Source organism: Rhodococcus sp. 06-418-5 (assembly GCF_002258285.1).
In the GTDB taxonomy this organism is placed as follows: domain Bacteria; phylum Actinomycetota; class Actinomycetes; order Mycobacteriales; family Mycobacteriaceae; genus Rhodococcoides.
In genome coordinates this window covers 232831-246702 of record NZ_NOYE01000025.1, presented here as the reverse complement: position 1 = coordinate 246702, position 13872 = coordinate 232831, and the positions used below count along the sequence as shown (strand labels likewise).

Sequence of the window (13872 nt, the reverse complement as noted above, 5' to 3'; positions counted from 1 at the left end):
TCGCGTGCGAGGATCGTTGCGCTCAGTGGGAGCGCAGCGGCAGACGAAGGCGTCGTTCGATTCGTCGGCCACTGATGAAACCGCTGGCCGTTTATCCGCCGTGGTGTAATGGCAGCACCTCTGATTTTGGTTCAGATAGTTCAGGTTCGAGTCCTGGCGGCGGAGCGAGCAACATCATTCACGCATGCCGTCATTCGCGTTACCGCCTGAGGAGCTCAATGCCTGTGCAGACCGCCGTGGTCGTTCTCGCTGCGGGTGCAGGTACCCGAATGCGATCGAAGACTCCGAAAGTTCTGCACCCCCTGGCCGGTCGCACCATGCTTGCGCACGCCCTCCACGCAGCCGCCGACCTGGGCCCCGACCATCTGGTGACGGTCGTCGGACACGATCGCGAACGAGTCACGGACGCCGTCCAGGACCTCGCAGCCACCTTCGGTCGCACGATTCACACTGCCGTCCAGGATCGCCAGCTCGGCACCGGGCACGCCGTCCAGTGCGGCCTCGCTGCACTCCCGGACGACTTCGAGGGCACGATCCTCGTCACCGCAGCCGACGTCCCGCTGCTCGACGGCCACACTCTCAAAGCTCTGCTCGACGAGCATCTGAGCGCCCCCCGGCCCGCCGCGGCCACGGTTCTGACATTCCTGCCCGACGACGCCAACGGATACGGCCGCATCGTCCGCACCGACGACGGCGAGGTGGCCGAGATCGTCGAGCATGCCGACGCCACGCCCGCTCAGGTCCTCATCGGTGAGGTCAACTCCGGCGTCTACGCGTTCGACGCCGTTGCGCTTCGTACCGCCCTGGGCAAGCTCAGCACCGCGAACGCTCAGCACGAGCTGTACCTGACCGACGTCGTCAAGATCAGCAAGGCGGACGGCAAAGCCGTGTACGGCACTCAGCTCGCCGATCCCGATCTGGTGGTGGGCGTCAACGACCGCGTCCAGCTGGCGCACGTCACGTCCGTGCTCAACCGCCACATCATCGAACGGCACATGCGGGCCGGCGTCACCGTCGTCGACCCGTCGACCACCTGGATCGACATCGACGTCACCCTCGGCGCGGACGTCCGCATCGAACCCGGCGTCCAACTCCACGGCAAGACCCACATCGCCGACGACGCCATCGTCGGGCCCGACTCGACGCTGCGTGACGTCGAGATCGGCGAGCGCGCATCGGTCGTGCGGACCCACGCCGAGCAGGCCGTGATCGGACCGGATGCCACCGTCGGACCGTTCACCTATCTGCGTCCGGGCACGGTGCTGGGCGCAGGCGGCAAACTCGGTGCCTACGTCGAGACCAAGAACGCGACGATCGGCCGCAACACCAAGGTCCCGCACCTCACCTACGTCGGCGATGCCACGATCGGTGACCACAGCAACATCGGTTGCTCCAACGTCTTCGCCAACTACGACGGCGTCAACAAGAGCCGCACGGAAATCGGATCCCACGTACGGACCGGTTCCGACTCGACGTTCGTCGCTCCCGTACATGTGGGCGACGGCGCTTACACCGGTGCAGGAACAGTGGTTCGGGACGATGTTCCTCCCGGCGCACTGGCCGTCTCCGGTGGCAAGCAACGCAATATCGAAGGCTGGGTCATGGACAACAGGCCCGGAACCGAAGCTGCGAAAGCAGCGGCGCTCGCAGATCGTGATCGGCAAGAACAAAAGGACGGCGAAGAGCAGTGACCACCCCTAATTGGATCGACAACCAGAAGAACCTGATGTTGTTTTCTGGTCGAGCACATCCGGAGTTGGCCGAGCAGGTCGCCAAGGAACTCGGAATCGACGTCACCCCGCAGACCGCGCGTGACTTCGCCAACGGCGAGATCTTCGTGCGCTTCGAGGAGTCGGTCCGCGGGTCGGACGCCTTCGTGCTGCAGTCGCATCCGTTCCCGCTCAACACGTGGCTGATGGAACAGCTCATCATGATCGACGCGCTCAAGCGCGGATCGGCCAAGCGCATCACCGCGATCCTGCCGTTCTACCCGTACGCCCGCCAGGACAAGAAGCACCGGGGTCGCGAGCCCATCTCCGCTCGTCTGGTCGCGGATCTGCTCAAGACCGCCGGTGCCGACCGCATCATCACCGTCGACCTGCACACCGATCAGATCCAGGGCTTCTTCGACGGCCCCGTCGATCACATGCACGCACACAGCCAGCTCGCCGACCACATTCGGGCGACCTACAGCCTCGAGCACATCACCGTGGTCTCCCCCGACTCCGGCCGTGTGCGCGTCGCCGAGAAGTGGGCCGACTCGTTCGACGGCGCGCCGCTGGCGTTCATCCACAAGACGCGTGACCCGTTGGTGCCCAACCAGGTCAAGTCCAATCGCGTCGTCGGTGACGTCGAAGGCCGCACCTGCATCCTCATCGACGACATGATCGACACCGGCGGCACCATCGCCGGCGCCGTGAAGGTGCTCAAAGAGGCCGGAGCCGGTGACGTCGTCATCGCCGCCACCCACGGCGTTCTGTCCAACCCCGCCGCCGAGCGCCTCGCGAACTGCGGTGCCAAGGAAGTGGTCGTCACCAACACGCTGCCGATCAGCGACGAGAAGCGCTTCGCAACGCTGACCGAGCTCTCGATCGCGCCGCTGCTGGCCCGCACCATTCGCGAGGTCTTCGAAAACGGTTCCGTCACCAGCCTTTTCAACGGCAGCGCATAACAGTCAGTCTGTTTCACCCCGCCCCGCCCACTCTCCGTCCGCGTCGCATGAACTACGTCACGTCCGTGACCGGAACATGCAGCTCGCGAGGCGGGGGTGTGCGGGGCGGGTTTCGTTGTCACCTAAGATTACTCGTCGTGATCGACGCAGACTCTCCCCACGGCCCGGCTGGAACTACTACGGTCAGAATTGCCCGATGGACGCCGGGCGGGTGCGTCTGGTGCGGTAGTACCGACAGCGTCGAGGACTTCCGAAACGAGCCGCGCTGCGGGCTGTGCCGCGAGAAAGAAGCGGTCATCGACGAGGCCAAGCACTTCATCGGGATGTACGGTCTGCGGCCCCTGGGCGGCACGCTGGCGTCCGAGGACGAGGAGGAGCGCGAGTACCGCGTCACGGCTCGGGATGCCCGTGAGGTGCTCAACCGTATTCGGCTCGAGAAGCTGCCCGATCCGGCTGCCGTCCGCAAAGCGTTGCGTCCCAGGGCCGCTGCTGCGGGAAACACACCGGCCTCGACGACGTCCGGAGCGCCTGCAAAGGCACCGACGAAGAAGTCGCAGGCCGGTGTCACCGGAATCGACGCGATCGAACTGCAGTCACGTGTGCAGAAGCTGCTCGGCCAGCTCACCTCCGTCGACGAGCAGATCAGCGCACTCGACGGCGTGCAGGGCCTGCCGGCACGTGCACGGATGAAGGATCTCGAACGGCAACGCACCACAGTCCTGTCGACGCTGGCCGCGCTCGAGAAGGCTCGTCGCCGCACCAACTGATCCACGTAGTCTGATCGAGTGCTGCGCAAGCGTTCGATCTCACGGCAGGTGCTCGATGCCACCTACGCCGTCGTCTTCGTTCTGCTCCTGCTGCCGTCGACGCTGAGCGGACCGTACGGTTCTTCCGGCGCGGGTGTGCTCGTCGGTTTCGGCGTAGCGCTGGCCATCAGGCGCCGCTCACCGCGACTGTCGTTGGCACTGGCCTGGGTGCTGGCCGTCGTGCAGATGGTCGGCGGGGTGCTCCCCCTTTCCGCGGACACCGCAATCTTCGCGATTCTGTACTGCTCGGCCGCGTACGGCGACAGCGTCGTTCGACGCTTCGGGCTCGCGTCGGCCGTCGGCGGCGGAGTGATCGCCGCGCTGTACCTGGCGTACGTGGACGGCAATCCCTTCGGCCCGCCCACGGAGGAGGGCTACCAAGAACCCCGAATCGCGCAGTTCGCCCTGCTCCTCGCCGGCCTGTGGGCCATGCTCGGATTGTCCTGGGCACTGGGCCGTCTCGCCTACGCCCGGCGCACCGCCATCGAATCCGCACACGCACGCGAGCTCGCCGAGGTACATCAGGCCCGCGCCGAACACGAAGTGGCAATCGAGCAGGAGCGCAACAGAATTGCTCGCGACATGCACGACATCGTGGCGCATTCGCTCGCCGTGGTGATCGCGCAGGCCGACGGTGCACGCTACGTACGCGCCATCGATCCCGCAGCCGTCGACACCGCGCTGACGACCATCTCCGACACTGCGCGCGATGCACTGACCGACGTTCGGGTGTTGCTCGGACAGCTTCGGCACAGTCAGGGCGATCTACCGAACCCGACACCCGACGATCTCGAGCGTCTCTTCGACCAGGTGCGCGCGACCGGACTGACCATCGACTCCTCGATCGACACCACGTCGGTGTCGTTGGGTGCCGGTGCACACCTCGCGCTCTATCGCATCGCGCAGGAATCGCTGACCAATGCCCTACGTCACGGTGATCCCGACAAGCCCGTCAGCGTCACGATCGAATCCGACTCGGCGGGCATCGAATTGACGGTGCGCAACACCGTGCGTTCGGTGCGTTCGGCATCGGAATCGGGCGGGCACGGAATCGCCGGTATGAAGGAGCGCGCCAGCCTCGCCGGCGGCATGTGCACCGCGTCCGGCGACGGCTCGTCGTGGACCGTGACTGCCTGGCTTCCTGCTGCCGGCTCGTCCACGAAGGGAATCGACTGATGGCAGATCGAATCGAGGTGGCTCTGGTCGACGACCAGCAGCTGTTCCGAGCAGGTATTCGTATGCTCATCTCCTCGCAGCCGGACCTGGAGTTCGTCGGGGAAGCGGGCAACGGGCGAGAGGCCGTGGAGCTCGCCGCGTCGGCGAAGCCCGATGTGATGCTCATGGACGTCCGGATGCCGGTGCTCGACGGTATCGCCGCCACCGAGCAGATCGTGGCCGCGTCCGATACTCCACCGCGGATTCTGGTGCTCACCACTTTCGATCTCGACGAGAGCGCCGCACGAGCGATCCGCTCCGGAGCAAGCGGTTTCGTGCTCAAGGACGCGGACCCGGAATTTCTGCTCGCCGCGATCCGGACGGTCCATGCGGGTAACTCTGTGATCGCCGCGTCGGCCACGACGGGGCTGCTGGCGCACTTCACACCTACGCCGGAGGTACCGAAGGTTCCTGCCGAGTTCGCCACCCTCACCGCACGGGAGAAGGAACTGTTTCGACTCACCGCCCGTGGGCTGAGCAATTCCGAGATCGCCGCGATGGAATTCTTGAGCGAGGCGACGGTGAAGACGCACATCAGTCGAATCTTCGCCAAACTCGCGTTGCGTGACCGAGTGCAGTTGGTGGTCTACGCATTCGAGCACGGACTCACCGGAGACTGACACCGAAGTCATCCTCCCGATGTACGAGGCAAAGACTCGCGCCTGATTACTCCTGTCCGCCCACTTCATAGCGTTGTGGGCATGACAACAACGCTCCCCCCGGTCGCCCGGGCATTCCAGGTCAGCAAGTATTTCGGTGACTCGTCCAACCCGGTCAGCGCCCTCGACAACGTCTCTCTCGACATTCACGGCGGCCAGTTCACCGCCATCATGGGACCGTCCGGTTCCGGCAAGTCGACTCTGATGCATGTGATGGCGGGCTTGGACAACGCCAGCACCGGGCATCTGATGTTGGCCGGTGCCGACATCACCGACGCGAACGACGACGCACTGACGACGTTGCGCCGCACGCAGGTCGGGTTCATCTTCCAGTCGTTCAATCTCGTTCCCACCCTCGATGTTCGGGGCAACATCCTGCTGCCGTTCGAGCTCGACGGCCGCGCCCCCACCGCCGAGGAGGCGGCATGGACAGAGCAGCTCATCGACACTCTGGGATTGCGAGGGCGAGTGAACCACCGCCCGCATCAGCTCTCGGGTGGACAGCAGCAGCGCGTCGCGATCGCCCGCGCACTCGGTACGCGGCCGCACCTCATCTTCGCCGACGAACCCACCGGCAACCTCGATTCCCGAACCGGCCGTGAGGTTCTCGGCCTACTCGCCGCAGCGGTGCGCGAGTACGGTCAGTCGATCGTCATGGTCACCCACGACCCCATCGCGGCCAGCTACGCCGATCGCATCGTCTTCCTCGCCGACGGCCGCATCGCCGACGAACTGCCACGGTCGACGCCGGAGCAGATCTCGAGCTACATGCTGGGAATGGAGCACGCATCATGAACGGTGTGACTTCTGCTCGGGCGTCGAAGGAGCACGGCGCCAGTCTTCTGGTGACGTCGCTGGCGTCGTTCTTCGGTGTGGTGTTGATTCAGGCGACGGCGTTCCTGGTCGACATCTTCGGGGACATGGAAGGTGCCGCCGTCACCGCGCTCTACAGCGTGGCGCTGGTGTTCATCGGTCTCGCGCTGTATGTCGCGGCAGTGGTCACCTCGAACACGTTCGCAACGATCGTCGCGGGACGCACGCGCACCATTGCTCTTCTGCGACTCCTGGGTGCCCGGGCCCGTGACCTACGTCGATCGGTGGCCAGAGAAGGCTTCCTCGTCGGATTGTTCGGTGGTGCGGTCGGTTCGGTTCTCGGAGTCGGTGCCAGCCATCTGGCCCGTGCGGTCGCCGTCTCGGCCGGTCAGCTGCCCGATGTGGAGTACACGTCCGTTCAACCGCTGGTGATCCTGCCGGTGGTCATCGTGGTACTGACGACGACCCTCGCGTCGTATGTCGGGTCACGAAAGGTGCTGGATGTGACACCCGTTCAGGCGACCGGCGGTGCCGTCGACACGGGAGTGGAGGCTCCGCGGTCGCGCCGTATCAGGACGGCACTGTCGATCGTGCTGATCGCAGGCGGAGTGGCGCTGCTGGGGCTGGGGATCCTGGTCGGGATGGTGAACCCGGCCGGTGTTCTGGTGGCGTTCCTCGGCGGTGTTGCGTCGTTCACCGGAATCATGGTCGGTGCCTATCGAATACTGCCCGCGACGCTGAGGCTGGTCGGAAGACTGTTCGGCCGGGGGCCCGCGGCAAGATTGGCTGCGGCCAACGCAATTCGCTACCCGGATCGCAGTACCCGTACCGCTGTGGGACTGCTGATCGGCGTGACGCTGGTGACCACGTTCGCCGTCGCGATGTACAGCTACCGGTCGATGCTCGTCGACGAATACGACGAGGCCTCCGTCGACCAGGTACTCACCGTGACGGTGGGAATCATGACCGGACTGATCGGGTTCTCGGCTGTGATCGCGGCAGTCGGGATGGTGAACAATCTGCTGCTGAGCATTCTGCAGCGCACCCGAGAGATCGGTCTGCTGCGGGCACTCGGATTCACCCGCAAGCAGATTCGGACGATGATCGTCTCGGAGAGCAGTCAGATGGTGGTCGCGTCGATGGGTTTCGGTCTGATTCTCGGCATCGGTTACGGCTGGGCCGCAGCACAATCGCTGCTGGGCTCGCTGGATTCGCGCGGACTCACCGCCCCCACGCTGCCGTGGGTCGTCATCGCCGGAACCGTGCTGTGCGGTGGACTCCTCGCCCTCGGTGCGTCACTGACTCCGGCGCGACGTGCCAATCAGATCTCACCGGTGCTTGCATTGGCGGACGTCTGACCTCGAGGTCTGTACCGCTCGGCGATTGCCAGGGCCCGGCGGTACAGACCATCGTGCCGGCCGACGCCTCTGCTCAGGCTTCGCTGTCGAGTTGCGCCATCTGCGCCTCGGCGTAGCGCTCGCCCGCTACCGCATCTTTCGGCACGGTACTCTGGATCCGCGACACCTCCTCGGAGGTCAACGAGATCTCCGATGCAGCAATGGTTTCCGCCAAACGCTCGACGGTTCGTGCGCCGACGACGGGCACGATGTCGTCACCCCGGGAGAGGACCCAGGCAATGGCCAGTTGCGCGACCGAGACGTTGCGCTCGTCCGCGAGCTCGGCCAGCAACTCCACGAGTTCGCGATTCCTCGTCAGGTTCTCCCCTTGGAATCGGGGGCTGTGTGCACGGAAGTCGTTGTCGGCCAACACAGTGGACGTGCGGAACGTGTCGCTCAGCAACCCACGTGAAAGCACGCCGTACGCGGTGGTACCGACACCGAGCTCGCGGGCCGTGTCGAGAATGTCGTCCTCGATTCCACGCGAGACGATGGAGTATTCGATCTGCAGGTCGCTGATCGGGTGTACCGCCGCGGCACGACGCAGCGTCGCACTCCCGATCTCGGACAAGCCGATGTGTCGCACGTATCCCGCGTCCACCATCTCGGCTATGGCACCGACGGTGTCTTCGATCGGCACCTGCGGATCCAGTCGGGCGGGTCGGTAGATGTCGATGTGATCGACGCCGAGCCGTGCGAGTGTGTAGCCCAGCGCGCTCTTGACGGCGTTCGGCCTGCCGTCGAATCCGAGCCAGCTTCCGTCGGGTCCACGTAGTGCCCCGAACTTCACCGACAGCACGACCTCGTCGCGGTTGCGCTCGCTCAGTGCCCGACCGATGAGCATCTCGTTGTGGCCGGCACCGTAGAAGTCGCCTGTGTCGACCAGGTCGACGCCGGCGTCGAGCGCAGCGTGGATGGTGCGGATCGATTCGCCGTCGCTGGAATCGCCGTATGCGCCGGACATACCCATGGCACCGAGACCGATGCGCGACACCGTGGGTCCGGTATTTCCCAATCGTGTTCTGTTCATGCCGTCCACTGTGTGCTCTGTGGCGATTGTCGCGCCAGAGAGCGGTTGTCAGGGGACTGCCCGTCCCTGGTTCGGCTCGACGATTCGGTGGACACTGAGCGAGTGGAACGTGACGAACTGGCCGACTTTCTCCGACGACGACGGGCGCTGCTGACGCCCGAGGACGTCGGTGTGTCACCCGGACCGCGCCGCCGCACGCCGGGGCTGCGCCGCGACGAAGTGGCACTGCTGGCCGGGATGTCCACCGATTACTACACCCGCCTCGAACAGCGTCGTGGGCCGCATCCGTCCACGCAGATTCTCGGTTCGCTCGCCCGCGCGCTGAGATTGGACGACGACGAGCGCGACCATCTCTACATCCTCGCCGGCCAGGCACCGCCCACCCGTGTCGGCGCGGACAAGCACGTCGGGCCCGGCCTGATGCACCTGCTGACCAAGCTCGACGACACGCCGGCCTGCGTCGTGACAGACCTCGGCGAGATCCTGGCGCACAACGCGATGTACCTCGCGCTGGCCGAGGACCCGCGCACGTACACCGGGCTCGACAGGTACGTGGTGTGGCGGTGGTTCACCGATCCCGGCACGCGCCGCAACTTCGTCCGCGAGGACTGGGATCGGATGGGCCACAAACACGTAGCCGATCTCCGAGCAGTGTCGGCCAGGCGAGCGGGCGATCCCGAGGTCGCTGTACTGGTCGAGCGTCTACGCGCCGCCAGCTCCGAGTTCGAGACGATTTGGAGCGAGCACCGAGTCGCATACAAGACGTCGGCGTCCAAACGCTTCGTGCATCCCGAACTCGGCGTGATCGCCGTTCATTGCGAGACCCTCGTGACCCAGCGAGAGGGCCAGCATCTCCTGGTCTATTCGCCGCAGCCGGGAACCGACGCCCGCGAGAAATTGAATCTGCTCGGGGTCATCGGTACTCAGCACCTGGGCGTCACTGCCTCCGAGTAGTCGAGGGCTCGTTCACACTCGACCCGCCAGAATGAGCGCGAACCGGGATTCGGAGTCGGACCACAGATGCTCGACGCCGAATCCCGCTGCAGCCAGTTCTGCGGTGATGCCGTCCGGTCGGAACTTCGCCGAGATCTCGGTGCGCAGTTCCTCGCCCGCCTCGAAATGCACGTGCAGATCGAGATCGGCGACATACACCTCCTGCGTCGATGTGGCCCGCAGTCGCATCTCGATCCACTCCTGCTCGGCGTTCCACAGCGCGACGTGCTCGAACGCATCGGGATCGAAAGTGCCACCCAGGCGAGAGTTGATCACCGACAGCACGTTTCGATTGAACTGCGCCGTCACCCCCGCCGCGTCGTCGTACGCCGGAACCAGCACGTCCGGGTCGATGACCAGTCCGACGCCGAGGAGCAAGTGCTCCCCTGGATCGAGCGCGCCTGCGATGGCCTTCAGAAAGTCCTCGCGCTCCTCGGGGATGAGGTTGCCCAGGGTGCCACCGAGAAACGCGATGGTGCGCGCGCCCCCACCGGGCAGATTGTGCAGAGTATCGGTGAAGTCGCTGACGATGCCGTGCACCTCGAGAGCGGGAAACTCCTGGGCGATCTGCTCGATGGCTCCCTCGAGCGCCGTGACCGACACATCCTGCGGCACATAGGTGTTCAACGAACCGTGCTTGGCCCCTGCAGCGAGCAGGATCTTCGTCTTCTCCGACGAGCCCGACCCGAGCTCGATCAACATGGTGGATTCGGTCGCCTCGGCGATGTCGAGGGCATGCTCTTCGAGCAGGGCACGTTCGGTGCGGGTCGGAAAGTACTCGGGCAGCTCGGTGATCCGCTCGAACAGCTCGCTGCCCACGGCGTCGTAGAAGTATTTGGGCGAGAGCCACTTCGGCGTGGACGTCAACCCGTCTCGCACGTCCTTACGCAATTCGTCCACCAGTGCCGTGTCGGCGAGGTGTACCTCGACAGTGCTCATGTGTGCTCCTCTTCGTCGAGACGGGAAACGGTCAACTCGGACGCCGTGGCAACGACGAGACTGCGGTCGTCGACGGGCGTCCAGTCGGAATTGTCGTCGGTGGGTTCGGACGCGATCGTGACGGCGTCACCGGAACTGCGGACGGACAGTGCGTGATGCACTGCGGTGGCGTACAAATTCTCCCCGTCGCCGAGGAGAAAGTTGAGCCTGGACCCCGGTGCGCGCGCCTCGATACGCCGAACCAATGCGGCAAGCGCTGCCGGCGGTTCGAGGGTTGCGAGCAACTGCCGCAGAACGATCCAGACTGCGGCCGCGTCGGTCGGAGCCGGCAACGTGAGTGCATCTTCGGGCGGCACCTCGGACCACAGGTCGGTCAGTGAGTGGGGCCAGCCGCGGACCACTCCGTTGTGACTGAATGCCCACCGGCCGTCGGTGAACGGTGCGCAGGCCGATCGCTCCACCGGCATTCCCACCGTTGCCGATCGCACGGCGGCGATCACCGACGTCGAATCGAGCTGCGGCAGAACATCGTCGACCGCGGGGTCGGTCCAGATCGGCATGGCGTTGCGGTAGCTGCGAACCGAACCGGCCTGCCACCATGCGACCCCGAAGCCGTCGGCATTGATGGTGCCCCCGCCGCGCATGTCGTCGGGGGCATACGACTGCACCCGCAAACTGTGATCGCCGCCGGTGAGCACTCCCCCGACCGACGTGAGAGGGCCGAGATACCCGAGATGTCGGCACATTCAGCTGGGCTCGACGTCGCGGGCCAACCGGAATCCGCTGAAGATCTGGCGTCGGATCGGGTGATCCCAGTTGCGGAACGTGCCCCGACATGCCACCTCGTCGGTGCCGAACGAGCCGCCGCGCAACACCTTGTAGTCGCCACGAAGAAACACCTCGGAGTACTCGGCGTACGGAAACGCCTCGAATCCGGGGTACGGCTCGAAATCCGAGGAAGTCCACTCCCATACGTCACCGATGAGGTGATGCACACCTGCCGAGGAGGCACCGTCGGGATACGCGCCGACGTCCGCCGGTTCCAGATGCCGCTGATTCAGATTGGCATGTGCTGCAGTGGGTTCGGCATCGCCCCACGGGTACGCGTTACTGGTGCGAGTGTCGGCGTCGAAACGCGCGGCCTTCTCCCACTCGGCCTCCGTCGGCAGTCGCTTGCCTGCCCAGCGGGCGTAGGCGTCGGCCTCGAACCAGCACACGTGCACCACGGGCTGCTGCGGGCGAACCTTCTTGGACACCCCGAAACTGCGACGCCACCACGTTCCGTCGGAGTCGGACTCCCAGAACTGTGGCGCGGTCAGGTTCGCGTCGACGCGATGCTGCCAACCCTTCTCGGTCCACAATTCGCGGCGTCGGTAACCTCCGTCGGCGATGAAGTCCATGAACTGCGCGTTGGTGATCGGTGCCCGGTCGATGGCGAAGGTGGGTACGTGCACCGAATGAGCCGGTCGCTCGTTGTCCAGTGCCCACGGGTCGAGCGAGGTCCCCATCGAGAACGGGCCACCCGCGATGACGGCCTCACCCGACACCGGCACCACCGAGGCCGGTGGCGCAGGAGCCGTGAGAACCGCGGGCCCCGAACGCAATTGATGGGTCGCGAGCATGGTCTCGTCGTGCTGCTGTTCGTGCTGGGCGATCATGCCGAACGCGAAACCGTGCTTCTCGACCGGTCGACCCTCGAAAGTGCTGTGATCGAGCACATCCCAGGCCTTGTCGCGCACGGTCCGGACGTAGACGCGCGCCTCGTCCGGGGTGAGCAAGGGAAGCGACGTACGCGAAGACCGCGAGTGCTTGAACGCGTCGTACAGCTCGTCGATGTCCGGACGGACGGGATCGCGGCCACCGACGTCGCGTACGAGCCAGAGCTCCTCTTGACTACCGATGTGCGCGAGATCCCACACCAGCGGGCTCATCAACGGCGAATGCTGCGCCATCAGTTCGGTCTCGTCCACACAGTCGGTGAGTGCGCCGCTGCGGGCACGACTGCGAGTGAGGACCGTTTCGATTCTGTTCCTGAGTTGTTCGGCGCTCACACCGATTCCTTTCGAGTCCGAAATTCCCGTGTCGCCGTGTCGAATTCACTGGGGGGCTCGCCCGCACCGCATCGGCGAGATGCCGCCGACAGCAACTCGGAGTACTCGCCGCCGACCTCCGCGGCGAGTTGGAGCAATTCGGTTGCCGCCGTGCGGAGGTCGTCGTCGGCCAACCCGAAGCGGGCCGCGTCGAGCCACCGTCCCGCCGTTCCGCCGCCGATCTCGGTGGCGCGGGCCACCAGTTCGGGCGTGGACAGCAGCGCCTCGAACGCCGCGGCCGGAACCACCCACTGACCGTCCGGCTGCGCGTCGAGATAGCGAATCTCGAAGTGCCCACAGGCGCGCACCTTCGGGAACAGGGTGGTCAGGTGATAATCGAGGTCACTGTAGGTCGGCGCGCGTCCGACGATGCCGGGATCGTCCATCCACTGAGCGAACGTGGTGCCGGCAGGTGCTTCCCAGTTCTGCGTGACGCCCTGGATGCAGAGCAACGGAACGTCGAGTGCCCAGCGTGCGTAGTCGGCAATCGGGTCACCGGTGTTCGGAACCGCAGTTCTGCTGGAATCGGTTCTGCTGGAGTCGAGTTCGAGCCAGGTTCGCATCCGCTGCGATGCCCAGTCCCCGGCAGGTGCTCCGGCGAGTTCAGGAGAGCGGGCGAACGCGGACACGAAGGCAGGACCGATGACGTGGAGCATGTGCCAGCGCGCGGAGACCTCGGCGCGATCACGTCCGGCGTCGACGCTCACCTGAGCCGCAGCGGTGTTGCACATCATCAACTTCCCGAAGGGGCCGATGGTGGTGAACCGATTCTCCATCGCGCAGTACCGCGGGAGGACGAGGAGACGTTCCGGTGCCCGAGCGGTATCGGCCGGAACGGACGCCATGTCGATGCCGGCATCACCGAGGATGTTCCGCAGCCGCTGGGCATCGGCGTCGAGCATCGGTGCGAGTCGAGAAACGGATACATAAGGCGAACTGGACAATTCGACCTGACCGCCGGGTTCGACGGTAACGATGCTTCCGCCCGGCAACGACAGGGCGGGTGATTCGGGATCGATACTGCGCGGGGAGTGAACACCGAGCGCATCGGCCAGAGCCGAGAGGGTCGGACGGGTTCCGTCGTCGAGGGCGGTGAGCCACTCGAGTTCGGCACCGACGAGTGCCGGTGGCCCCAGCTTGAAACACACCTTCGACACGTATGCCTCTGCTGCCGGGCGCGAGCTCAGCCCGAGAGACTTCTCGTTGGACGACACTCATTCCTTCTTTCCGCACTCAACACGTTCTCCGCTCGGAGAACG

The 13872-nt window shown here is 65.3% G+C and carries 13 protein-coding genes and 1 tRNA gene; 9 read left to right on the top strand and 5 right to left on the bottom strand.

Going from position 1 to position 13872, the window contains the following annotated elements; all coding sequences use genetic code 11:
• The first annotated feature begins 94 nt into the window (after positions 1-94).
• From CH274_RS19820 to CH274_RS19785, 8 genes are all read left to right on the top strand, one after another.
• Positions 95-165: transfer RNA gene (locus CH274_RS19820), tRNA-Gln, on the top strand.
• A gap of 53 nt (positions 166-218) precedes the next feature.
• Entirely contained in the window at positions 219-1691 is a 1473-nt protein-coding gene (glmU, locus tag CH274_RS19815) for a bifunctional UDP-N-acetylglucosamine diphosphorylase/glucosamine-1-phosphate N-acetyltransferase GlmU (protein WP_032395698.1), read from the top strand.
• Positions 1688-2671 (top strand): ribose-phosphate diphosphokinase, encoded by a 984-nt coding sequence (locus CH274_RS19810; RefSeq protein ID WP_032395699.1) that lies wholly within the window; start codon positions 1688-1690, stop codon positions 2669-2671. Before glmU ends, CH274_RS19810 begins: the two co-directional genes overlap by 4 nt.
• Before the next feature lie 137 nt (positions 2672-2808).
• Positions 2809-3438, top strand: coding sequence for a hypothetical protein (locus CH274_RS19805; RefSeq protein ID WP_230596802.1), 630 nt, complete (start codon positions 2809-2811; stop codon positions 3436-3438).
• 18 nt (positions 3439-3456) lie between these two features.
• Positions 3457-4653, top strand: a complete 1197-nt coding sequence (locus CH274_RS19800; protein WP_094631259.1) for a sensor histidine kinase — start codon at positions 3457-3459, stop codon at positions 4651-4653.
• Positions 4653-5312, top strand: a complete 660-nt coding sequence (locus tag CH274_RS19795; RefSeq protein ID WP_032395701.1) for a response regulator — start codon at positions 4653-4655, stop codon at positions 5310-5312. Before CH274_RS19800 ends, CH274_RS19795 begins: the two co-directional genes overlap by 1 nt.
• A gap of 81 nt (positions 5313-5393) precedes the next feature.
• The gene (locus tag CH274_RS19790) at positions 5394-6146 is read left to right on the top strand and encodes an ABC transporter ATP-binding protein (protein ID WP_082322503.1); all 753 of its coding nucleotides are present in this window, start codon (positions 5394-5396) and stop codon (positions 6144-6146) included.
• Positions 6143-7522, top strand: a complete 1380-nt coding sequence (locus CH274_RS19785; protein ID WP_094631256.1) for an ABC transporter permease — start codon at positions 6143-6145, stop codon at positions 7520-7522. The genes CH274_RS19790 and CH274_RS19785 overlap by 4 nt, the downstream gene beginning before the upstream one ends.
• Before the next feature lie 73 nt (positions 7523-7595).
• Here CH274_RS19785 and CH274_RS19780 read toward each other — a convergent pair whose 3' ends face one another.
• Positions 7596-8591, bottom strand: a complete 996-nt coding sequence (locus CH274_RS19780; protein WP_094658776.1) for an aldo/keto reductase — start codon at positions 8589-8591, stop codon at positions 7596-7598.
• Between the two features lie 102 nt (positions 8592-8693).
• On the opposite strand from CH274_RS19780, the gene CH274_RS19775 reads away from it, so the two are divergent.
• Positions 8694-9545 (top strand): helix-turn-helix transcriptional regulator, encoded by an 852-nt coding sequence (locus tag CH274_RS19775; RefSeq protein ID WP_094658588.1) that lies wholly within the window; start codon positions 8694-8696, stop codon positions 9543-9545.
• Between the two features lie 12 nt (positions 9546-9557).
• On the opposite strand, the gene egtD is transcribed toward CH274_RS19775, so the two are convergent.
• The 4 genes from egtD to egtA are packed head-to-tail and all read right to left on the bottom strand — an operon-like array spanning position 9558 to position 13827.
• Positions 9558-10523, bottom strand: a complete 966-nt coding sequence (gene egtD / locus CH274_RS19770) for an L-histidine N(alpha)-methyltransferase (protein WP_094658587.1) — start codon at positions 10521-10523, stop codon at positions 9558-9560.
• Positions 10520-11269 carry an ergothioneine biosynthesis protein EgtC gene (egtC, locus tag CH274_RS19765; RefSeq protein WP_094658585.1) on the bottom strand — a complete coding sequence of 250 codons (750 nt, stop codon included), beginning with the start codon at positions 11267-11269 and terminating at the stop codon, positions 10520-10522. The genes egtD and egtC overlap by 4 nt, the downstream gene beginning before the upstream one ends.
• Entirely contained in the window at positions 11270-12574 is a 1305-nt protein-coding gene (gene egtB, locus CH274_RS19760) for an ergothioneine biosynthesis protein EgtB (RefSeq protein ID WP_179275460.1), read from the bottom strand.
• On the bottom strand, positions 12571-13827 hold the full coding sequence (gene egtA, locus CH274_RS19755; RefSeq protein ID WP_094658583.1) for an ergothioneine biosynthesis glutamate--cysteine ligase EgtA: 1257 nt from the start codon (positions 13825-13827) through the stop codon (positions 12571-12573). The genes egtB and egtA overlap by 4 nt, the downstream gene beginning before the upstream one ends.
• Between the last annotated feature and the right edge of the window lie 45 nt (positions 13828-13872).